The organism is Phaeospirillum tilakii, from assembly GCF_042683125.1.
GTDB classification, from domain to species: Bacteria; Pseudomonadota; Alphaproteobacteria; order Rhodospirillales; family Magnetospirillaceae; genus Phaeospirillum; species Phaeospirillum tilakii.
In genome coordinates this window covers 1-18,569 of sequence record NZ_JBHUIY010000036.1, presented here as the reverse complement: position 1 = coordinate 18,569, position 18,569 = coordinate 1, and the positions used below count along the sequence as shown (strand labels likewise).

The 18,569-nt window shown below is 72.3% G+C and carries 20 protein-coding genes; 6 read left to right on the top strand and 14 right to left on the bottom strand.

Annotated features, from left to right (window positions below; translation table 11 throughout):
- Positions 1 to 47: 47 nt before the first annotated feature.
- The 3 genes from ACFSNB_RS14970 to ACFSNB_RS14960 all read right to left on the bottom strand — a co-directional run bounded on the left by ACFSNB_RS14970 (position 48) and on the right by ACFSNB_RS14960 (position 5,474).
- A complete protein-coding gene (locus ACFSNB_RS14970; RefSeq protein ID WP_377317989.1) occupies positions 48 to 2,804 on the bottom strand; it encodes a hsp70 family protein in 2,757 nt (918 codons plus the stop codon).
- A gap of 133 nt (positions 2,805 to 2,937) precedes the next feature.
- On the bottom strand, positions 2,938 to 4,779 hold the full coding sequence (locus ACFSNB_RS14965) for an Hsp70 family protein (protein WP_377317987.1): 1,842 nt from the start codon (positions 4,777 to 4,779) through the stop codon (positions 2,938 to 2,940).
- Positions 4,780 to 4,820: 41 nt separating this feature from the next.
- A complete protein-coding gene (locus tag ACFSNB_RS14960) occupies positions 4,821 to 5,474 on the bottom strand; it encodes a DUF2760 domain-containing protein (RefSeq protein WP_377317985.1) in 654 nt (217 codons plus the stop codon).
- Positions 5,475 to 5,673: 199 nt separating this feature from the next.
- Between ACFSNB_RS14960 and ACFSNB_RS14955 the strand changes: the two genes are divergently transcribed.
- Both ACFSNB_RS14955 and ACFSNB_RS14950 read left to right on the top strand, forming a co-directional pair.
- Positions 5,674 to 6,672, top strand: coding sequence for a glycosyltransferase family 9 protein (locus ACFSNB_RS14955; protein WP_377317983.1), 999 nt, complete (start codon positions 5,674 to 5,676; stop codon positions 6,670 to 6,672).
- Positions 6,673 to 6,747: 75 nt separating this feature from the next.
- Entirely contained in the window at positions 6,748 to 7,101 is a 354-nt protein-coding gene (locus ACFSNB_RS14950; RefSeq protein WP_377317981.1) for a cupin domain-containing protein, read from the top strand.
- A 10-nt stretch (positions 7,102 to 7,111) separates the two neighbouring features.
- Here the strand turns inward: ACFSNB_RS14950 and ACFSNB_RS14945 are convergent, their stop codons facing one another.
- Entirely contained in the window at positions 7,112 to 8,551 is a 1,440-nt protein-coding gene (locus ACFSNB_RS14945) for a PAS domain-containing sensor histidine kinase (protein ID WP_377317979.1), read from the bottom strand.
- Positions 8,548 to 9,876 carry a 30S ribosomal protein S12 methylthiotransferase RimO gene (rimO, locus tag ACFSNB_RS14940; protein WP_377317977.1) on the bottom strand — a complete coding sequence of 443 codons (1,329 nt, stop codon included), beginning with the start codon at positions 9,874 to 9,876 and terminating at the stop codon, positions 8,548 to 8,550. Before rimO ends, ACFSNB_RS14945 begins: the two co-directional genes overlap by 4 nt.
- Before the next feature lie 174 nt (positions 9,877 to 10,050).
- Between rimO and ACFSNB_RS14935 the strand changes: the two genes are divergently transcribed.
- Entirely contained in the window at positions 10,051 to 10,476 is a 426-nt protein-coding gene (locus tag ACFSNB_RS14935) for a DUF1465 family protein (protein WP_377317975.1), read from the top strand.
- An 80-nt stretch (positions 10,477 to 10,556) separates the two neighbouring features.
- Here ACFSNB_RS14935 and ACFSNB_RS14930 read toward each other — a convergent pair whose 3' ends face one another.
- Together ACFSNB_RS14930 and rpmE are read right to left on the bottom strand one after the other, a co-directional pair.
- Positions 10,557 to 12,299 (bottom strand): adenylate/guanylate cyclase domain-containing protein, encoded by a 1,743-nt coding sequence (locus tag ACFSNB_RS14930; protein WP_377317973.1) that lies wholly within the window; start codon positions 12,297 to 12,299, stop codon positions 10,557 to 10,559.
- A gap of 147 nt (positions 12,300 to 12,446) precedes the next feature.
- A complete protein-coding gene (gene rpmE / locus ACFSNB_RS14925) occupies positions 12,447 to 12,677 on the bottom strand; it encodes a 50S ribosomal protein L31 (RefSeq protein ID WP_377317971.1) in 231 nt (76 codons plus the stop codon).
- A 125-nt stretch (positions 12,678 to 12,802) separates the two neighbouring features.
- On the opposite strand from rpmE, the gene cyaY reads away from it, so the two are divergent.
- Complete coding sequence (gene cyaY / locus ACFSNB_RS14920) at positions 12,803 to 13,111, top strand: iron donor protein CyaY (protein ID WP_377317969.1); 309 nt, start codon at positions 12,803 to 12,805, stop codon at positions 13,109 to 13,111.
- Between the two features lie 56 nt (positions 13,112 to 13,167).
- Here the strand turns inward: cyaY and tyrS are convergent, their stop codons facing one another.
- Positions 13,168 to 14,418, bottom strand: coding sequence for a tyrosine--tRNA ligase (tyrS, locus tag ACFSNB_RS14915; protein WP_377317967.1), 1,251 nt, complete (start codon positions 14,416 to 14,418; stop codon positions 13,168 to 13,170).
- 101 nt (positions 14,419 to 14,519) lie between these two features.
- Here tyrS and ACFSNB_RS14910 point away from each other — a divergent pair, with 101 nt between their 5' ends.
- Positions 14,520 to 15,587 carry an anhydro-N-acetylmuramic acid kinase gene (locus ACFSNB_RS14910; protein WP_377317965.1) on the top strand — a complete coding sequence of 356 codons (1,068 nt, stop codon included), beginning with the start codon at positions 14,520 to 14,522 and terminating at the stop codon, positions 15,585 to 15,587.
- A 45-nt stretch (positions 15,588 to 15,632) separates the two neighbouring features.
- Complete coding sequence (locus ACFSNB_RS14905) at positions 15,633 to 15,959, top strand: hypothetical protein (protein ID WP_377317963.1); 327 nt, start codon at positions 15,633 to 15,635, stop codon at positions 15,957 to 15,959.
- Between the two features lie 47 nt (positions 15,960 to 16,006).
- Here ACFSNB_RS14905 and ACFSNB_RS14900 read toward each other — a convergent pair whose 3' ends face one another.
- From ACFSNB_RS14900 to ACFSNB_RS14875, 6 genes are all read right to left on the bottom strand, one after another.
- A complete protein-coding gene (locus ACFSNB_RS14900) occupies positions 16,007 to 16,279 on the bottom strand; it encodes a hypothetical protein (RefSeq protein ID WP_377317961.1) in 273 nt (90 codons plus the stop codon).
- 14 nt (positions 16,280 to 16,293) lie between these two features.
- Positions 16,294 to 16,542, bottom strand: coding sequence for a hypothetical protein (locus tag ACFSNB_RS14895; RefSeq protein ID WP_377317959.1), 249 nt, complete (start codon positions 16,540 to 16,542; stop codon positions 16,294 to 16,296).
- A gap of 12 nt (positions 16,543 to 16,554) precedes the next feature.
- Entirely contained in the window at positions 16,555 to 16,977 is a 423-nt protein-coding gene (locus ACFSNB_RS14890) for a glycoside hydrolase family protein (protein ID WP_377317957.1), read from the bottom strand.
- On the bottom strand, positions 16,974 to 17,177 hold the full coding sequence (locus tag ACFSNB_RS14885) for a hypothetical protein (protein WP_377317955.1): 204 nt from the start codon (positions 17,175 to 17,177) through the stop codon (positions 16,974 to 16,976). The genes ACFSNB_RS14890 and ACFSNB_RS14885 overlap by 4 nt, the downstream gene beginning before the upstream one ends.
- A 40-nt stretch (positions 17,178 to 17,217) precedes the next feature.
- Positions 17,218 to 17,550, bottom strand: a complete 333-nt coding sequence (locus ACFSNB_RS14880) for a hypothetical protein (protein WP_377317953.1) — start codon at positions 17,548 to 17,550, stop codon at positions 17,218 to 17,220.
- A gap of 3 nt (positions 17,551 to 17,553) precedes the next feature.
- Positions 17,554 to 18,569 (bottom strand): hypothetical protein (locus tag ACFSNB_RS14875; protein WP_377317951.1); only part of this gene is annotated, 1,016 nt, incomplete at its 5' end.

The following is an 18,569-nucleotide window of genomic DNA, read 5'->3' as shown; positions in this document are numbered from 1 at the left end:
CCAGGAGCCGCTGGCTCCTGGCGGGTGCGGGCAGCGCCCGCGTTTTTTTACGACAGAATCAACCCCGCCGGCAGATCCTCGCCGAACCCACCCAGCCTTTCGGCGCGCTCGACCGGCACGATCTCGCGCAAGCGGGCGGTGCGGGTGGGGGCCATGCCCCCTTTTTCGAGCCGCGAGGCGATCTTGCGCCGCAGTGGGTCGGGCAGGTCGATGCGGCGATCCTCGACGGCGCGGGCGGCGCGGAGGAACAGGCTTTGCGCCTCGATGAACTCGGCCTCGGTCCAGTCGAAATCGCTCAGCGCCTCGAACGCCCGCTCGACCAAAGCCGGCGGGGTGACGCTGTCCGGCCCGGCATAGAGCGGGGTGCGGTTGAGCAACCCACCGAGGGCGGCGAGATAGGGCGCCGCGTGCTGCCGCCCCTTCATCAGCTCGACCGCGACGGCGAGGAACCGTTCGATCAACGCGGTCTTGAGATCGAGCCCGATCCGCTCGAACGCGCCGGCCATCCGCACCAGTTCGGGCGAGACGTTGCTTTTGGTCAGCAGGGCGTCGCGCTCGGGGGCGAGCAGGGCTTCCTGGCGCTCGCGCGACAGCCCGCCGGCGAGACGGCGCCACAGGATGTATTGATGCAGCCGGATCCGCTTGCCGGGGAAACGGGGGGCGGGGCTGGCGAGGCGCCACAGCGCATCGAGCCGGGCGGCGTCGCCGGCAACGCCGAAGCCGGGGCGCAGCAGGTAGCCGGCCAGGGTCAGCCAGGCTTCCTCATGCTCGACCGAGAGGGCGCGGCCGTCGGCGGCGCCTTCCAGCGCCTCCCACAACGCGCGGACCACCGCGCCGTTCCAGTCCTTGCGCGGGCCGAGGCCGCGTTCGAGCCCCTGGAGCAGGCGGGGGGCGGCCAGCTTCTCGCCCTTGCCTGCCGGGCGGCTCAGCCGGGCGGCGAGGTCGCTTCCGGCGGCGGCGATCAGGTCGGCGGCGAGGTTGGGCTCCAGCCGGGGGGCGTCCTCGGCGGCGGTCTCGGCCGGGGCGGCGTCGGGGCGGAGATCGAAATCGAGCGGCCAGGTGTGGGGCTGCTTGCGGTCGAGGCTGCGGCAGGCGAGCTGGAGCAGCCCGACCGGGTTGAGCCGGGCGGTGACCGCCACCGGCACGCTGGCCTCGGCATCGGCCGGGGCCGGGCTGACGGTGGCGACGGTCTCCAGCGGCGGCAGCGGCTGGAAGGCGACGGGGTCGAGCCGCAGCACCGCGCCGGCCGGGGTGTCTTCGTGGCGGGTCGAGCTGTAGAGGCCGAATCGCACCGGCCGGTTGACCCGCAGGCGCAGATCGAGCCGGTCGAGGGCGATCTCGCGCTCGGGCGGGGTGCCGTGCGGCAGCAGGCAGACCAGGGCGGCGGCCTCGCCGGGGCGGTGGACTTCGAGGAACACGGCGTGGCCGGACCCGGCCTCGATCCGGCTGGTCTGGCCGAGGCGGCGGCGGCTGGCGCAGGCGGCGCCCAGCGCCACCGCGAGGTCGAGCCGGCTGGTGTCGAGCAAGGCGGGAACGCGCCCGCCCTGCCAGCCGCCGATCATCTCGGCGAGGCGGCGGCGCAGCCGGTCGGGGGTCAGGGTGCCGCCGTTGCACAGCACCGCATCGATTGGCGGCCGGCCGGCGAGGAAGGCGGCGAGATGGCGGGTGACCGCGCCGTCATGGGCGTAGGGCAGGCCCCAGGTCTGCACCGCGCCGCTGGGGCGGCTGGGGGCGGCGTCGGCGGCGCAGGCGGGGAAGAAGCCGTCGAGCAGCACGGTATCGAGGTCGTCGCGGCGCAGGCTGACGGTGCGGGCGGCGGCCATCAGGCCGGAGCCGCGCCCGGGCAGGGCGACCGGGAAGCTTTCGTCGGCCGGGCCGTCACCGGCCAGCACCCGTTCCTTGAGGTCGCGGCAGCGGGCGACCAGATGGTCCCACGGCGTGCCGGTCAGCCGGTCGAAGCCGTTGGTGAAACCGAGTTCGAGCCGGTGGGCGAGGGCGAGGTCGATATTGTCGCCGCCGAGCAGGATATGATCGCTGACCGCGACGCGGCGGATGCGGGGGGCGGCGCCGGGGGCGGGCGGGTCGAGGGCGAACAGGCTGAAATCGCTGGTGCCGCCGCCGATATCGATCACCAGGACGTGGCGGGCGGACCCGGGGCCGGCGGCGGGGGCGGGCAGGGCGGCCCAGGGATCCTCGTGGCTTTCCAGCCACCAGGCGAAGGCGGCCTGGGGCTCCTCCAGCAGGCGGGTGGCGGCGGGGAAGCCGGCGGCGGCGGCGGCGTCGAGGGTCAGCCGCTGCGCCACCGGGTCGAACGAGGCGGGGACGGTGACGGTGACGTCCTGGGCGTCGAAGCGATGCTCCGGCCCGAGGGCGGCGAAGCGGGCGTCCCAGGCGGCGCGGAGATGGGCCAGGATCAGCGCCGAGGCCTTGACCGGCGACAGCCGCTCGTCCGGTCCCAGCGTCTCGCCGCCCCAGGGCAGGAAGGCGGCGGCGCGGTCGGCGCCATGATGGGCCAGCCAGGATTTGGCCGACACCACCACCCGGCCGGGTGTCTCGCCGGCCATCCGCCGCGCCAGCCGCCCGACCACCCAGGTGGATTCGGTGGCGCCGAGCCGGCCGGCGAGGTCGGGATCGGGCCGCAGCAGCGCCGAGGGCAGGGTGTCGGACTCGACGCTGCGGCCGTCGGCGTCCCACTGCGCCACCGCCAGCACCTCGGCCGGGGCGTCGCCGGCGAGGTCGGCATAGGCCAGGGCCGAATTGCTGGTGCCGAGGTCGATGCCGATGGCGTAGCGGGGGGGGGTCATGAGGGGGGCCTTTGTCTTGGTCGGCGGGCTCCCGCCCGCACCCGGCCGGGGCGATGCCCCGGACCCCCTTTATTTTTGAAAACAAAGGGGGTTTGGGGCATCGCCCCAAGCGGGGCGCGGGGCGGCAGCCCCGCTATTCGGTCCGCACCTGGAACTCGATCTTCCAGCGTTGATCGGAGCGGGTGTGCTTCATCCACAATTCGAGGGTGCCGAGTTCGGTTACCACCGCATTGGCCTGGACCGGCACGGGATGGCCGGGGGGGACGCCCTCGACCTCGGGCAGATCGACTTCGAGCAGGCTGATCTCGTCGAGGTCGCGTTCGGCGTCCTCGACCAGGCTGCCGGGGGTGTCGCCGCTGCGCACCTCGGAGGCGAAGAAGCGGAAATCGGCGGTCTGGCCGGCGAGCAGGGCCAGATCCTGACCCTCGATCACCACCTCGCTGCCTTCCTCCATCCCCTGCGGCACCACGCACAGCGCCTTGAGCGGCGGGGTGAAGCCGGGGATCGCCGGCATCGAACTTTCGAGGCCGATATAATAGGACCGGGCGGCGCCGGCCTTGATGCGGATGCCCTTGCCGGTGACGCGGATCCGGCCGAACTCGGCCGCGCCCTTGGCGACGGCGAGGTCGGGCTGGAACCCGGCCAGCTCGCGCGGGGCGATCCCGCCCGACCAGTCGGCCAGCAGGTCGAGCACCCGCTGGCGCAGCGCCGGGGCCTTGAACATGCCGCCGTTGAACAGCACGGCGGTGGGGGCGAGGAAGCTGCCCTGCAACGCGGCGGCGCCGACCCGCTCGCTCAGCGCGGCGCTGGCGCGGACATTCTCCAGGCTGCGGGTCAGGAAGCGGGCGAGATGCTTGCTGATCACCGGATCGGCGGCGTAGGGCAGGCCCATCTCGCGCAGGCCGGCGCGGCGGCCGGCCTTGGGCTGGTCGTCGAGCGCGGTGCGGGCGAAGAAGCCGTCCACCGCGATCTGGAGCAGGGTGGCGCGGTCGAGCCGGGTCGAGATCGTGCCGGCGAACAGCCCCGAGCCGCGCGACGGCACCGCGATCGGCACCTCGGTCAGGGATTCGTCCTCGAACAGGGTCACCTTGGCGCGGCTGGCCGACTGGATCAGCGACAGGAACTGGGCGGGGCCGATCGCCTTGCCCTCGGCCTCCAGCCGCGCTCGCAGGGCGTGGGCCAAGGCGAGATCGATGTTGTCGCCGCCGAGCAGCAGATGCTCGCCGACGCTGACCCGGTCGAGGTCAAGCTCGCCGTCGCGCTCGCTGACCGCGATCAGGCTGAAATCGGCGGTGCCGCCGCCGACGTCGCACACCAGCACCAGATCGCCGGGGCGGACCTGACTGCGCCAGTCGCGGCCGGCATGGGCGGCCCAGGCGTAGAAGGCGGCGAGCGGCTCCTCCAGCAGGGTGACGCGGCCGAGCCCGGCCGCCTCGGCCGCCTCGGCGGTCAGGGCGCGCGCCACCTCGTCGAACGAGGCGGGGACGGTCAGCACCACCATCGCCTCGGCGAGGTCGAGGGCGTGGCCCTGGGCGCGGGCGGCGGCCAGCGCCGCCTCGCGCAGATGGTCGAGATAGCGGCGCGAGCATTCGAACGCCGACAGCTTGTCGCCGGAAGGCAGGTCCGAGCCCCACGGCAGCGCCGCCTGACGCGGGTCGATCTGCGGGTTGGACAGCCACGATTTGGCCGAGGTCACCAGCCGGTCGGGCACCAGCGCGCCGTGATCGCGGGCGAACTGGCCGATGATCGCCCCGCCCGGGGCCGCGCCCCACGGCAGCGGGAACGAGCCGGCGGGGAATTCGTCGGGATGGGGCAGGTACAGCGCCGAGGCCAGGGTCGGGCGGTCATCGACCCGGCCGGGGCCGACCGCCTGGGCCAGCGGCAGCACGTCGGCGGCGGCGCCATCGATCGCCGCCAGCGCCACCGCGCTGTTGCTGGTGCCGAGGTCGATGCCGAGACAGAAGGAAGCACTCATCGGGTGTCACCCGCGCAGAAGCAGAGGAAAGGGGACCGGGCTCAGCCCAGCTCGATTTCGGCCGGGGCCAGGGTCGGCAGCCGGTCGGGATCGCCCGCCACCAGCCGGGGCAGCTTGACCCATTCGACCTTCCAGCCGTGATGGACCAGCACCCCGGTGAAGGGCGGCTGGCCGCCGATGCGGCCGACCAGACGGAATTCGTCGGGGGCGTGGGCGGCGGGGACGGTGACCCGGCTGCCCTCGGCCTGATCGACCACCGCGACGATGCCGAAATGCTCGGCCAGCGCCGCCTTGCAGCCCTGATGCAGCACCCGGGCGGCGGCGCCGACCTGGGCATCGTCATAGCCGGTGACGTCGTCCATCAGGAAGTCGATCAGCCGGCCCTTGTCCTGGAGCAGCCCGAGCAGGGCGACGATCTCGGCCTCGGCGCGCGGTGCCGGCGCGGCCGGGGCGGGGGGCGGGGTCAGGCTGGCCGCCACCGGGGCGGGGGCGGGCGCCGCCGGCACCACCAGCGGCGCGCTCGGGCGCGGGCGCAGCAGGCTGACCCCGGCCAGGGCCAGGGCGGCCAGGGCCGCGGCGAGCGACAGCAGGCGGGGGGCCAGATCGGCCGCCGCGCCGAACAGGTCGGCCGGCACCGCCGCCAGCCCGGCCAGGACCAGGACCAGCACGGCGAGGGAAATCGTCACGATACGCATCGCAGCTCAACTCGCGGATCAGGAAAAACGCGCCGCGCAGTATCGGGCAACCGCGCCATCCGGTCCAGCGGCCTTTCGTCGGGCCGGGCCGGGTTTTCACCCGGGCCGCCGGGGGCGGGGCCCGGGGTGTGGACCCGATTTCCTTTCCGTCGGGGTTGGAGCATCCTCGATCGCGACGGCGCCGGGCGCGGAGGGGCGTTTGCGGATTCTGTTGATCCGGATGATGGGGCTGGGCGACGTCGCGGCGATCCTGGTGCCGGCGGCGCGGCTGATCCGGCGGCGCTTTCCCGCCGCGCGGATCGAGGCGATGACCTTCGCCGCCGGCATCGAGGTGATGGCGCGGGTGGCCGAAATCGACGCGGTGCTGCCGGTCAGCGCCGCCCAATGGCCCGATTCCCTGCCCGAGGCGATGCGCAGCGCGGCGGCGCTGGCGGCCGAAATCGCCGGGCGCGGCTATGACCGGGTGATCAATTTCGACACCTGGTTCTTTCCCGGCTTCCTGGCCCGGCTGGTGATGGAGGCCGGGGTACCGGTCGAGGGCAATTACGCCCGGCTGCCGACCCGGGTCTTCCTCGACCAACTGGCGGCGGGGCGGCTGACCCAGGCCTATTTCGGCGACCAGGGCGGCCACGCCGCCAGCACCTTCCCCCACATGGCCGACTGGGTGATGCCGTGGTGGGACCGCTTCCCCGACTGGCCGTCCTATCCCCATTTCTTCCTCGGCCATTGCTGCGGGCTGGCGGGGGATCTCGATTTTGATCTGCCGGCGACCCCCGATCCGGCGCTGCGGGCGGCGGCGGGCGGGCGGCCGGTGGTGGCGCTGTCGCTGGCCGGCCGCAAGCTGCGCTACCGCGACGGCGGGCGGCTGGCGCTGGCGCTGGAGCAGGCCGGCTGTCATGTCTGGAGCGGGTTCGACGGCAGCGTGCCGATTGCCACCACCCTGGACCGGCTCAAGGCGACCGACCTGCTGATTTCGCTGCCGACCTCCAGCCAGTGGCTGGCCCGTGCCGTCGGCTGTCCCACCCTGCTGGTGCCGGGCTCGCAGCCGCCGCGCCATCTCGGCGCCGAGGCGGTGGCCGCCCCGGTGATCGAATGCCAGTATTGCGGCCTGATGACCTGTCCGCGCGGGCTGGATTTCCCCTGCCTCGCCGTCCCGCCCGAGGCGCTGGTCGCCCAGGTTCGCGCCCTGCTGGCCTAACCTTCCCATCCCCTTGGCGGGCGAACACCGCTAGACTGTGCCGGTGTCAACCTCACGGCCGTGAAAGATCCGCCCATGACCCCGATCGTCGCCAACCTGTTCGCTTCCCTGCCGCCCGGAGGGGGGGCGGAGCAAACCCAGGCGCTGCTGGCCCGGCCCGGTCTCAAGATCGAACGGATCGTCTCGCAGGGGCAGACCACGCCCCCCGGGCGCTGGTACGACCAGGATCAGGACGAATGGGTGCTGGTGGTGACGGGGGCGGCGACGCTGAAATTCGAGACCGACCTCACCCCCTGCCGGCTGGGGCCGGGCGATTACCTGCTGATTCCGGCCCATTGTCGCCACCGGGTGGAATGGACCGATCCCAAGGTCGCGACGGTGTGGCTGGCGCTGCATCTCGATCCGCCCCCGGCGGCGCGGGCGGGCTGAGGCGGCGGGATCAGTCCCGCGCGGGCAGGATCCGCTCGGGCGGCAACAGGATGCTGACGCGGGTGCCCTGGCCCGGGGTGCTGTCGAGGCCGACCGCGCCGCCCTGGGCCTCGATCAGCCGCTTGACGATGGCGAGGCCCAGCCCGGCGCCGTCATGCGAGCGGGCATGTTCGGCGTCGGCCTGGAAAAAGGGCTGCCACACCCGGCCGTGATGTTCGGGCGGGATGCCGATGCCGGTATCCTCGACCTCGATCCGCAGCCCGTCCGGCGCGGCGCGGACGCGCAGGGTGACGCGGCCGCCGGCCGGGGTGAACTTGATCGCGTTGGTGACCAGATTGAGCAGGGCCTGACGCAGCCGGCGCAGGTCGCCGCGGAAGCGGGGCAAGGCGGGGGGCAGGTCGGTGGTCAGGCGGATGCCGCTGTCGGTGGCGTGGGGGGCCAGCAGCAGCCGCACCGAGGCCACCAGATCGGCCGGGTCGATCTCGTCGTCGGCGAGGTCGAGATGGCCGAGTTCGACCCGCGACACGTCGAGGATGTCGTTGATCAGCGCGCCGAGATGCTGGCCGGCGGTGTGGATCAGGTCGAGATAATCCTGCACCTGGGCCGGATCGAGCGGCCCCAGCGCCCGCGACAGCAACGCCTCGGAAAAGCCGATCACCGCGTTGAGCGGGGTGCGCAGCTCGTGGCTGACGGTGGCGAGGAAGGTCGATTTGGCCCGGCTGGCGGCCTCGGCCTCCAGCTTGGCCGACAGCAGCTCGGCCTCGGCCCGCTTGCGCTGGGTGACGTCGCGCCCCTCCGGCACCAGATAGACCACCCGCCCCTCGGCATCGAGCACCGGCCGCAGCGAGAAATCGATCACGGCGAGCCGGCCGTCACCGCCGGGATGCGAGGTCTCGAACCGGACCATCTCGCCCGCGCGGGCGCGGGCGATCGCGGCGATCAGCCGGACCCGCTCGGCGTCGGAATGCGACCACCACGGGGTGTCGGCGAACGGCCGGCCGCGCAGCCCGGCATCGTCTTCGAGGCCGATGAAGATGAGCGCGGCGCGGTTGGCGTGCAGCACCCGGCCGTCGGCGTCGAGCAGGCCGATGAATTCACAGGTGTTTTCGAGGATCGCCCGCTTTTCGTCCTCGGTGCGGGCGGCGCGGCGGACGGAATCCGCCGGGTCGATCTCGACCAGGGTGCCGCCCTCGGGCAGCGGGCGCAGGATCAGCGCCACCTCCTCGACCGGGCCGGTCGGCGGGGTCAGCCAGGCGGTGCCGTCGCGCCAGGGGCTGACCCAGCCGATCCGCCGGCCGCGCAGGGCGGCCAGCGGGCGGCGGGCCAGGGCGAGGAAGGCCGGGTTGGCCTCGATCAGTCCCCCCGCCGCGTCGAGCAGGGCCAGCGGCCGGGGCGAGGCTTCGAACCCCGCCCGGTACAGGTCCGGCGGCACGGCGGGGCGGCGGATCATTGCGGCGGGCCGACCGGATGGCCCCACAGGTCGTAATCCTCGGCGGCATCGACCTCGACCGCGATCAGGTCGCCGGGCGACAGCTCGGTCTCGCCCTCAAGGAACACCGCGCCATCGACGTCGGGGCTGTCGGCGGTGGTGCGGCCGATCGCGCCCTCCTCGTCGACCTCGTCGATGATCGCCATCACCACCTGGCCGACCTTGGCGGCGGCGCGGCGGTCGGCGATCTGGCGGGCGGCCTCGGTGAAGCGCTGGTGGCGTTCCTCCTTGACCTCCTCGGGGACGTGGTCGGGCAGGGCGTTGGCGCCGGCGCCCTGGACGTTCTCGTACTTGAAGCAGCCGACCCGGTCGAGTTCGGCCGCCTCCAGCCATTGCAGCAGATGCTCGAAATCCTCGTCGGTCTCGCCGGGGAAGCCGACGATGAAGGTCGAGCGCACGGTGAGATCGGGTACGAGGCGGCGCCATTCGGCCAGCCGCTCCAGCATTCCGTCCTGGTTGGCCGGGCGGCGCATCGCCCGCAGCACCTTGGGGCTGGCATGCTGGAACGGGATGTCGATGTAGGGCAGGATCGCCCCCTCGGCCATCAGCGGGATCAGCCGGTCGAGCTGGGGATAGGGATAGACGTAGTGCATCCGGATCCAGAGGCCCAGTTCCCCCAGCGCCTCGGCCAGCCCGATCAGGTCGGCGCGGCGCTCCTTGTCGCGCCACACCCCGGGAGCATGGCCGAGATCGCTGCCATAGGCCCCGGTGTCCTGGGCGATCACCAGCAATTCGCGCACCCCGGCCTCGGCCAGGCGCTCGGCCTCGCCCAGCACCTCGGCGATCGGCCGGCTTTCCTGGCGGCCGCGCAGAGCGGGGATGATGCAGAACGAACAGCTTTTGTCGCAGCCCTCGGCGATCTTGAGATAGGCGTAATGCGGCGGGGTCAGATGCAGCCCGGCCGGCGGCACCAGCGATTCCCACGGCCCGTGCGGCGGCGGCACGGCGGCGTGGACCGCCTCGACCACCGCCTGATATTTCTGCGGGCCGCTGACCGCCAGCACGGTGGGATGGAGCGCGCGGATGGCCGCCTCGTCGCCGCCGAGACAGCCGGTGACGATCACCTGTCCGTTCTCGGCGATCGCCTCGCCGATCGCCTCGAGCGATTCGGCCCGGGCGCTGTCGAGGAAGCCGCAGGTGTTGACGATCACCACATCGGCCCCTTGGTAGGTCGAGGCGATCTCGTAGCCCTCGGCGCGCAGGCGGGTCAGAATCCGCTCCGAATCCACCAGGGTCTTGGCGCAGCCCAGGCTGACGATCCCCACCTTGGGGCTTGCTGTGTTCATGTCGGTTCCAGATTTTCGAGAAGACCCAACCTGCTTAACGGATATCGGGGCGGCTTCGCAAGCCGTCGCCGCCGTGGCCGGCGACGGATTATTTTTCCCCACCGGCTTGAAGCCGGCTGGGGGCGGTGCGACATTGAACCAAAGTGGGCGCTGGTGCCCAGGGGAGGGTCGGCGATGGCGCAACCCGCCTACTTCAACCGGACCTATGACGAAACCCTGACCCTGATGGTCGAGGCGCGGAACTATTTCCGCCACAACGAACGGGTCGAGCGCGGCCGCGCCGAGCCGGTGATCGGCCTCAGGATGAGCTGCGAGGCGATGCGGGTGACCTCGCGCCTGACCCAGGTGATGGCCTGGCTGATGGTGCAGCGCGCGGTGCAGAGCGGCGAGCTGAGCCCGGAGGAGGCGCTCGAATCCGAACGCCGCCTGTCCGGCTGGGATGTCTGCCTCGATGACAGTTTCGGCGCCGACGAGACCCTGCCGCGCGGCCTGCGCAGCCTGATGGACCGTTCCCACCGCCTGTTCGTGCGCGTCGCCCGGCTCGAGGCGATGCTGATCGACCGGATGGCGGTCAATTACGGCAGCGGGTCACTCAACTGACCCGCCGGCCATAATCCCGTCCTGCGTCCCGCCCCAGGCGTTCCTTCCGAGGGAAAGGGGCGGGCGGGGCGGCCCGGCGCTCAGCGCCAGACCACGCTCCAGAGCGGAATCTTGTCGCGGAAGCCCTTGAGGGCGAAGCTGCCGGCGGATTCGAACCGCGCCCCCTTGCCCGAGGCGAGATCCTTGACCACCGTGGTGCACAGCACCGCGTCGGCGGCGCTGGCGTTGCAGACCCGGGCGGCGAGCTGGACGGTGACGCCGAACAGGTCGTCCTCCTCCTGGATCGGTTCGCCGGCATTGAGGCCGATGCGCAGATGCAGCGCGAGGTCGGGCTGGCGGGCGTTGTGGGCGGCGACCTCGGTCTGGATCGCGACGCAGGCCTCGACCGCGCTGGCGGCCGAGCCGAACGCCGCCATGATCCCGTCGCCGGTATGCTTGATCTCCTTGCCCGAGAAGCGGGCCAGGGCGGAGCGGACGATCGCGTTGTGGCGGCGGACGATTTCCTGGGCGGCGACGTCGCCCTTGGCCTGGGTCAGGTCGGTCGAGCCGACCATGTCGGTGAACATCACCGTCATGATCGAGGCCTTCTTCTCGGCGGCGGGGCGGTTCCACTCGCGCAGGATGCCGGCCAGGGTGGCGTGGGCGCCGACGCTGTCGCCCAGTTCCTGGAGGTCGGCGCCGCCGCGCCCGGCCTGGATCAGCCGCATGTAGCGCGGCTCCATCATGTATTCGCCCAGGCGCTCGCCGAAGCGGGCGGCGAGGTCGGCCGGGGCTTCGAGCCGGCGCAGCGCCTCGCCCAGCAGCCGGCCGCGCCCCTCGGCGTCGAGCTGGTGGGACTCGGCCAGGGCGCCGACCGCGCCGGCCATGTAGAGGTTGAGGGCGAAGCGTTGGTACTGGTCGAGGCCGGTGCCGCCGTCCTTGACCACCGCCAGGGCGCCGTCGAGGAAGCGGTCGCAGGCGGCGGCGGCGGCGAGATAGGCGGCGGGCGGCCCCGGCGGGGCCGGCGGCGGCGGCAGCGGCTCGTCGGACAGAACCGGTTCGGGGGCGGGGGGCTCGCCCGGCGGCGGCAGATCCTCCAGCGCGTCGGCGGCGCGTTCCTCGGGCGAGAAATCCCAGGTCTCGGGGATGGTGATCTCGTCCAGCCCGGGGGAGGGGGTGGCCGGCAGGGTCGGCTCGGCCGGCGCCCGGAGCGGACGCGGCCGGGCCTCGGGCTGGGGCTGGGGGGCGACCGCGCCGGGGCGGGCGCGGCGCGGCGACCGGTCCGGCAGCAGGGCGTGGGTCGGCAGGAAGCGCAGGCCGAGCGGCACCGTCACCAGGATCACCACCGACACGAACACCCCGGCCAGCAGCTGGCTGTAGCCCTCGGGGGTGATGCGGAAGCCGAATTCATACAGCTTCAGCACCACCGACGGCAGGATCTTGAGGGCGAGCAGGCCGACGCCGACCCCGACCAGCAGGATCAGGGTCAGCCGGATCAGCACCGCGGCGGCGCTGGCGATGGTGTCGTGACCGTCCTCTTCGGCCGGGCGGCGGGATCGGGGCGGTGGGGCGGGGCGGCCACGGGGGCGCGCCGCCGGCGTCGGGGCCGGGCTGCCCGGCTTGCGCGGCGGGAGGTCACGCCGGCTGGTGTAGACCTCCGCCTCGCTGAAACTGTTGTCGTCGGTGTTGTAGGTCTCGCGCAGAACCTTGACGCGCAGACCGGAGGTGCTTTCGAGCTGGTAGGCCTCGCTCAGCGCCTCGTCACGGTCGGCACGCGGAAAACGGGCGTGGAGAACCCATCCCTGAGGTTCGAGAACATAGACCTCGAAATGGACGATGATCATCGCGCCCCAGCCGCATCGGTCAGGAGTCCGGCCACCCGATCGGCCGGTCACGACCCTGCTCTAACCTTAACCGGAGGCGAAGTCCACCGCAAAGCGGGCCGGCCGGCAGGGCGGCCGGCCGGAGAACCCGGCGTTTGCCGGGTTGGTTCAGGTGCTCGACTTGATGCCGAAGCTGTCGAACCGCTTCTTGAACTTCGCCAGCTGCCCGCCGCTGTCGACCAGACGATGCACGCCGGTCCAGGCCGGATGCGACTTCGGGTCGATGTCGAGCCGAAGGGTCTCGCCTTCCTTGCCGAGGGTCGAGCGGGTTTTGAACTCGCTGCCGTCCGTCATCACCACGGTGATCTCGTGGTAGTCGGGATGAATGTTGTCCTTCATGACCAGGTGCTCCGCAAATCGAAGGCGCCTCTATAACCAAAACGACCGGTCGGTGCAAGCGATCCTTGACCGCCGGGGGCGGCTCCGGGGTAGCATGACGCCCCCTTGCGCCGAAGGAGGACCGGATGAGCCTTGATGAGAGCCAATTCGCCGCCCTGGCCGATCCGCTGCTGGAACGCCTGTCGGTGGCGATCGAGGATGGCCGCGACGATGCCGACGTCGATTATGAAAGCGGGGTGCTGACCGTCACCCTGGGCGATGATTCCACCTGGGTGATCAACAAGCAAAGCGCCGCGCGCGAGATCTGGGTCGCCTCGCCCAAGAGCGGCGCCCATCATTTCCTGTGGAACGGCGGCGCCTGGGTGTCCACCCGCGACCCCGCCCGGGCCCTGCTGCCGCTGCTGTCCGACGAATTCGGGCTGCGCCTCGGCTGAGGCTTGCGGCCTCCGCCCCGCCCGGGACACGGGCGGGGCGGGTCCGCTTCTTCCGGTCAGACCGGTTTGACCAGCACGATCCGCTTTTTGCCGGCGGCGAGCTTCACCACGCCGTCGCGCAGGTCGGCCGGTGTCACCGCCCGGGTCTCGTCGGTCAGGGCCTCGTCGTTGAGGCGGGCCCCGCCGCCCTTGATCAGCCGCTTGGCCTCGCCGTTGCTGGCGACCAGCCCGGCCCGGACCAGCAGGGCGAAGGCGGGCAGCCCGCCCGCCAGTTCGGCGGCGGGCAGATCGACGGTCGGCAGCGAGGCGGCGGCGGTGCCCTGCTCGAAGGTCTGGCGCGCGGTCTCGGCGGCGGCGGCGGCGGCCTCGGCGCCGTGGGCCAGGGTGGTCACCGCGTTGGCCAGGATCTTCTTGGCCTCGTTGATCTCGGCGTCGCGCAGCTGCTCCAGCCGGGCGATCTCGTCGAGCGGCAGTTCGGTGTAGAGGCGGAGGAAGCGGCCGACATCGGCGTCGTCGGTGTTGCGCCAGTACTGCCAGAACTCCCACGGCGACAGCATGTCGGCGTTGAGCCACACCGCGCCGTTGGCGGTCTTGCCCATCTTGGCGCCCGAACTGGTGGTCAGCAGCGGGCTGGTCAGCCCGAACAGCTCGGCCTGATGGACCCGGCGGCCCAGCTCGACCCCGTTGACGATGTTGCCCCACTGGTCGGAGCCGCCCATCTGCAACACGCAGCGGCGACGCTCCCACAATTCGGCGAAATCGTAAGCCTGGAGAATCATGTAATTGAATTCCAGGAACGTCATCGCCTGCTCACGCTCCAGCCGCAGCTTGACCGAATCGAAGGTCAGCATGCGGTTGATGGTGAAATGGCGGCCGTAATCGCGCAGGAAGGCGATGTAGTTGATCTGGTCGAGCCAGTCGGCGTTGTTGACCATCGCCGCGTCGGTCGGGCCGTCGCCGAAGGCGAGATAGCGGTCGAACACGGTGCGGATGCCGGCGATGTTGGCGGCGATGTCGGCGTCGGTCAGCATCTTGCGCGCTTCGTCGCGCCCGGTCGGGTCGCCGATGCGGGTGGTGCCGCCGCCCATCAGCACGATCGGCTTGTTGCCGGTCTTCTGCCACCAGCGCAGCAGCATGATCTGCATCAGCGAGCCGACATGCAGGCTGCGCGCGGTGGCGTCGAAGCCGATATAGCCGGTGGCCGGGCCGTCGTTCAGCCGCCGGTCGAGGCCGGCGAGGTCGGTACATTGGTGAAGGTAGCCGCGTTCGGTGACGACGCGGAGGAATTCCGAGGTGGGGGAGGTCATCGGGGCTGATCCGCTTGCTGCCGGAAGCCCGCTCGTTTATCACACTCGGGATCCCTTCTCAATGCGGGGGGGAGCGGCGTGTTTGCCCCGGGAGGCTTGCGATGCTGGCGCTGGGATTGATGAGCGGAACCTCGCTCGACGGCATCGATGCCGCCCTGGTCGAAACCGACGGCGAAACGGTCTCGCGCTGCGGCCCCGGCCTGACCCTGCCTTATCCCGCCGATCTGCGCAGCGCGCTCCGGCGCGCGGCGGTGGCGGGCGAGGGGGTGGCCGCCGCCGAACGGGCGATGACCGACCTGCATGCCGACGCGGTGGCCTGCCTGCTCGACCAGGCCGGGATCGGCGCGGCCGAGATCGGGGCGATCGGCTTTCACGGCCACACCCTGTCGCACCGCCCGGCCGAGGGCCACACCCGCCAGATCGGCGACGGCGCCCGCCTCGCCGCCGCCACCGGGATCCGGGTCGTCAACGATTTCCGCACCGCCGACGTCGCCGCCGGCGGCCAGGGGGCGCCGCTGGTGCCGGTCTATCACCGCGCCCTTGCCGCCGGGCTGCCGCGGCCGCTGGCGGTGCTCAATCTCGGCGGGGTCGGCAACGTCACCTGGATCGGCGCCGACGGCGACCTGATCGCCTGCGACACCGGGCCGGGCAACGCCCTGCTCGACGATTGGGCGGCCGAGCATACCGGGCTGCCCTGCGACCAGGATGGCCGCCTCGCCGCCGAGGGACGGGTCGATCTCGACCGGGTCGCGGTGTTCCTGGCCGATCCCTGGTTTGAACGGCCGCCGCCCAAATCGCTCGACCGCGACGATTTCGCCGCTTTGGCCGGGCGGCTGACCCAGGGGCTGTCGGCGGCGGACGGGGCGGCGACGCTGGCCGCCTTTACCGTCGGCGCAATCGGCGCCCTGGTGCCGCATCTGCCGGCGCCGCCGGCGCGCTGGCTGGTCAGCGGCGGCGGCCGTCACAATCCGGTGCTGATGGCCGGGCTGGCCGCGCTGTTGGCGGCGCCGGTCGATCCGGTCGATGCGGTCGGCTGGGACGGCGATTCGCTCGAGGCCCAGGCTTTCGCCTTCCTCGCCGTGCGGGTGCTGGCCGGGCTGCCGACCACCTTTCCCGCCACCACCGGGGTGGCCGCGCCGCTGGGCGGCGGCCGGGTGTTCGAGCCGTGACCCCTTCGTCTTCCGATCCGACGCGCCCGGGGAGGGCTTGAATCCATGCGTTCTTTTCTGCTCGCTCTGACGCTGGTGGCCGGCCTGCTCGGCCTGACCGCCGCTCCCGCCCAGGCCGACCGCGCCGCCGCCCTGGCCAAGGCCAAGGCCCAGGCCGGGGTGATGGATGCCGAGATCGACGACCGCGCCATCCTGTGGCTGCTGGTCAAGAACCAGGACGCCGACTGGAACAAATACGCCCGGTTGATGTGTCAGCTGATGCAGCCCTACGAGGCGATGATCTTCGGGGTGCGGGTGGTCGATTTCACCAGTCGCGGCCGCTTCCGCTCCCCGGAGGAATGGACCCTGCTCGGTTCGGCCAAATGCGGCTGAGGCGCGGCTGATCGGGGGCGCCGTCGCGATGGACGGCGCCCGGACGGTCAGGCCGCCGCCGCTTCGCCGAAGCTGACCCTGGCGGCGGGAGCGGTCAGGGTCAGGACCAGGCTGCCGGCGAGGCCGGCGGCGGTGATGGTGTCGGTGCCGACCCCGCCGAGCGGGGTGACGGTCAGCGCTCCGTCGGCATAGGCCAGGGTGACCATCCCGGCGGCGCTGGCGAAGGTCAGCGTGGCGGGGGGCGCGGCGGCGCTGCCGTCGGCGGCGGCGAAGGCGAGCGGAATCCGGCGCGGTTCGTTGTTGGGAATCAGCATCGGCATGGCAGGGTCTCCTGTCAGGGTTGGGCCGGGTCGGCGGGACCATCCGGCGGCCCGGCGGGGGGAGGGTTTGCCGGGGTGCCGCCGCTCGACATGATCGCGGCGACGATGCCGGCGGCGACCACCGCGACGGCGATGGTGTGGGTTTCGGCCGGGGCGAGATACTGGCCGAGGCTGCCGAGGGCGGTGGTGCCGACCGCGCTCAGCCCGATCCAGGTCGAACGCTCGGCGAGGCGGGCCCGGAGCCAGCGCAGCGGGGCGATCATCGCGCGCCCCCCTCAGCCGGCGCGCAGCAGCGCGGCGATGCGCTGGGCGCGGGCGCCGACCTGGCCGGCCCACGGGCTGTCGAGCGCCTCGGCGGCGGCGGTGGCGAATTCGCCCCGCTCCAGCGCCGTCAGCATCCGCTTGAAGCCGAGCAGCCGGGGCAGGCCGAGATTGATCCCCATGTTGACCAATGCCCGCTGGCGGGCCTCGGACAGGCCGCGCCACCACGGCAGCGCCCGGTCGAAATCGGCGGTGAGCGCGGCGATGTCGTGGTCGAGCAGGGTTTCCGCCTCTTCCCGGCTGATGCCGACATCATCGAGATTGCGGCCGATGCCGATGGTCAGCTTGCCGGCGGGGCAGCGGTAGGGCTTGAGGCGCAGGCTTTCATCGCGGATCAGGTCGGCGCGCAGGGTGGCGGGGTCGTAGGTGGTGGTCATGGCAGGTCATCTCCGGGGGGGAGGGGGGAACGGGTCCTGAGGGCGCGGCGGCGCAGGGCGACGCCCTGGAGCAGGAACAGGACGGTCAGCGCCAGCACCACCACCTGGAGCAGCGGGGTGAGCGTCTGGGCGAGGGCGAGGATCGCGCCGGCCAGGCCGGCGGTGCCGAGATCGGCGAGGGAAGACGGGGCGGGGGGCATCGGGCGGGCTCCTGGGGACAAGGCAAGGGTGATGACGGGGTCAGCCGTCGATCTGCCGGCGCAGGCTCTGGGCCTGGGCCTCGATCGCGGCCAGCTTGGCGAGGTCGGCGGGGTCGGGTGCGGTGCCGGCCTGGGTCGCCGTCAGCACCGCCCGCAGCGGCCGCACGCTCTTGGCGTCGAGCGCGTCGAGCTGGGCCAGCAGCGCGGCGTTGGCGGCGGCGGCGGGCGCGGGGTCGGGCACGCCGCCAGCGGCGACCCAGGCGAGATAGGCGGCGTAATCGCCATTGGCCGGATCGGGCGGGATACAGGCGCCGTCGCTCTCGCGGATCACGACGCAGGGTTCGGTGGTGGTGGTCAGGCGATAGAGGGCCATGGCTTACAACTCCGCATTCGCGCTCAAGTAGCTGAGGCAGATTCCGGCAAAGGAAGAGCTACAGGTTGCGCAGATCACGGCAGCCCAAAGGGTCGCACCGGCCGTCCAGGACGTTGGGGTGGCCCCGCCGCCGGTGGCGTTCCAAGCGGCGTTGGTGGCCGGGGGGAGGACAATCGTCGGAGTGACTCGCTTGGGTACCTTAAACGGGGCAACTTCGTACATTGTCGTGGAGATGCCGGTTCCCCAGTAGCGACCGCCGTACACCACGAGTTCGTAGTACCGCCAGCATCGCGCCAATGTGACGTCGTAGGGCAGCACCTCCCAGGCGGTCGCCCGGGGTCCCCACTCCAGTTGCGGATACTGAACAGTGCCGCCCGAAAAGCGAACGGTGGCGTCGGTGCCCTTGGTCAGGGTGACGGTGCCGCCCTTGGCGACGGCGACGCCATCGATGATGGCGGTGGCGGTGCCGGTCCAGGACAGGGCGTAAACGCCGCTGCGCGGGATCATCTTCCCCTCGACCACCTGTTCGAGCCCACCGGCGGGGGCGGTGATGACGCCGTCGGCCCAGACCAGCGCCTGTCCGCTGGTCACCACCCGCCAGCGGTCGTAGGTGTACTGGTTGGCGGCGGTGGTGACGGTGCCGCTGGCGTAGGACCGCTGGTTGACCGGGTCGGCGAAGTCGGTGTTGATCAGCAGGTTGCGGAACGGCGGCAGAGCCTGCGCCGCGATCGCCTGGGCGGTGCGGAGCGGGGTCATCGCCTTGTCGCCGGCGGTGCCGGCCTCGGCCTCGGCCTGGGGGGCGACGGGAACCGACAGGGTCAGTCCCTCGGCCGCGCCGGGGTTGGTGATGGCGACCCCCAGCAGCCCGGACGCCCCGATCTTGGCCGACAGGGTGGCGGGGGTGGTGTCGGTGGGGCTGACCCGCGTGCCGCCCACCGCCTGCTGGGCGGCGGCGGCGGCGGCGGTCGCCGTGCTGGCGCTGGCGGCGGCCCCGGTCGCGGCGGCGGCGGCCGGGCCGG

Excerpts from the sequence above, each read along its gene's own strand:
- ACFSNB_RS14905 (WP_377317963.1), top strand. The coding sequence starts at position 15,633 with ATGCGTTCTTTTCTGCTCGCTCTGACGCTGGTGGCCGGCCTGCTCGGC.
- tyrS (WP_377317967.1), bottom strand. The coding sequence starts at position 14,418 with ATGACCTCCCCCACCTCGGAATTCCTCCGCGTCGTCACCGAACGCGGC.
- rpmE (WP_377317971.1), bottom strand. The coding sequence starts at position 12,677 with ATGAAGGACAACATTCATCCCGACTACCACGAGATCACCGTGGTGATG.
- ACFSNB_RS14935 (WP_377317975.1), top strand. The coding sequence starts at position 10,051 with ATGGCGCAACCCGCCTACTTCAACCGGACCTATGACGAAACCCTGACC.
- ACFSNB_RS14950 (WP_377317981.1), top strand. The coding sequence starts at position 6,748 with ATGACCCCGATCGTCGCCAACCTGTTCGCTTCCCTGCCGCCCGGAGGG.
- ACFSNB_RS14945 (WP_377317979.1), bottom strand. The coding sequence starts at position 8,551 with ATGATCCGCCGCCCCGCCGTGCCGCCGGACCTGTACCGGGCGGGGTTC.
- ACFSNB_RS14930 (WP_377317973.1), bottom strand. The coding sequence starts at position 12,299 with ATGATCATCGTCCATTTCGAGGTCTATGTTCTCGAACCTCAGGGATGG.
- ACFSNB_RS14960 (WP_377317985.1), bottom strand. The coding sequence starts at position 5,474 with ATGCGTATCGTGACGATTTCCCTCGCCGTGCTGGTCCTGGTCCTGGCC.
- rimO (WP_377317977.1), bottom strand. The coding sequence starts at position 9,876 with ATGAACACAGCAAGCCCCAAGGTGGGGATCGTCAGCCTGGGCTGCGCC.
- cyaY (WP_377317969.1), top strand. The coding sequence starts at position 12,803 with ATGAGCCTTGATGAGAGCCAATTCGCCGCCCTGGCCGATCCGCTGCTG.
- ACFSNB_RS14910 (WP_377317965.1), top strand. The coding sequence starts at position 14,520 with ATGCTGGCGCTGGGATTGATGAGCGGAACCTCGCTCGACGGCATCGAT.
- ACFSNB_RS14880 (WP_377317953.1), bottom strand. The coding sequence starts at position 17,550 with ATGGCCCTCTATCGCCTGACCACCACCACCGAACCCTGCGTCGTGATC.
- ACFSNB_RS14970 (WP_377317989.1), bottom strand. The coding sequence starts at position 2,804 with ATGACCCCCCCCCGCTACGCCATCGGCATCGACCTCGGCACCAGCAAT.
- ACFSNB_RS14885 (WP_377317955.1), bottom strand. The coding sequence starts at position 17,177 with ATGCCCCCCGCCCCGTCTTCCCTCGCCGATCTCGGCACCGCCGGCCTG.
- ACFSNB_RS14965 (WP_377317987.1), bottom strand. The coding sequence starts at position 4,779 with ATGAGTGCTTCCTTCTGTCTCGGCATCGACCTCGGCACCAGCAACAGC.
- ACFSNB_RS14890 (WP_377317957.1), bottom strand. The coding sequence starts at position 16,977 with ATGACCACCACCTACGACCCCGCCACCCTGCGCGCCGACCTGATCCGC.
- ACFSNB_RS14900 (WP_377317961.1), bottom strand. The coding sequence starts at position 16,279 with ATGCCGATGCTGATTCCCAACAACGAACCGCGCCGGATTCCGCTCGCC.
- ACFSNB_RS14895 (WP_377317959.1), bottom strand. The coding sequence starts at position 16,542 with ATGATCGCCCCGCTGCGCTGGCTCCGGGCCCGCCTCGCCGAGCGTTCG.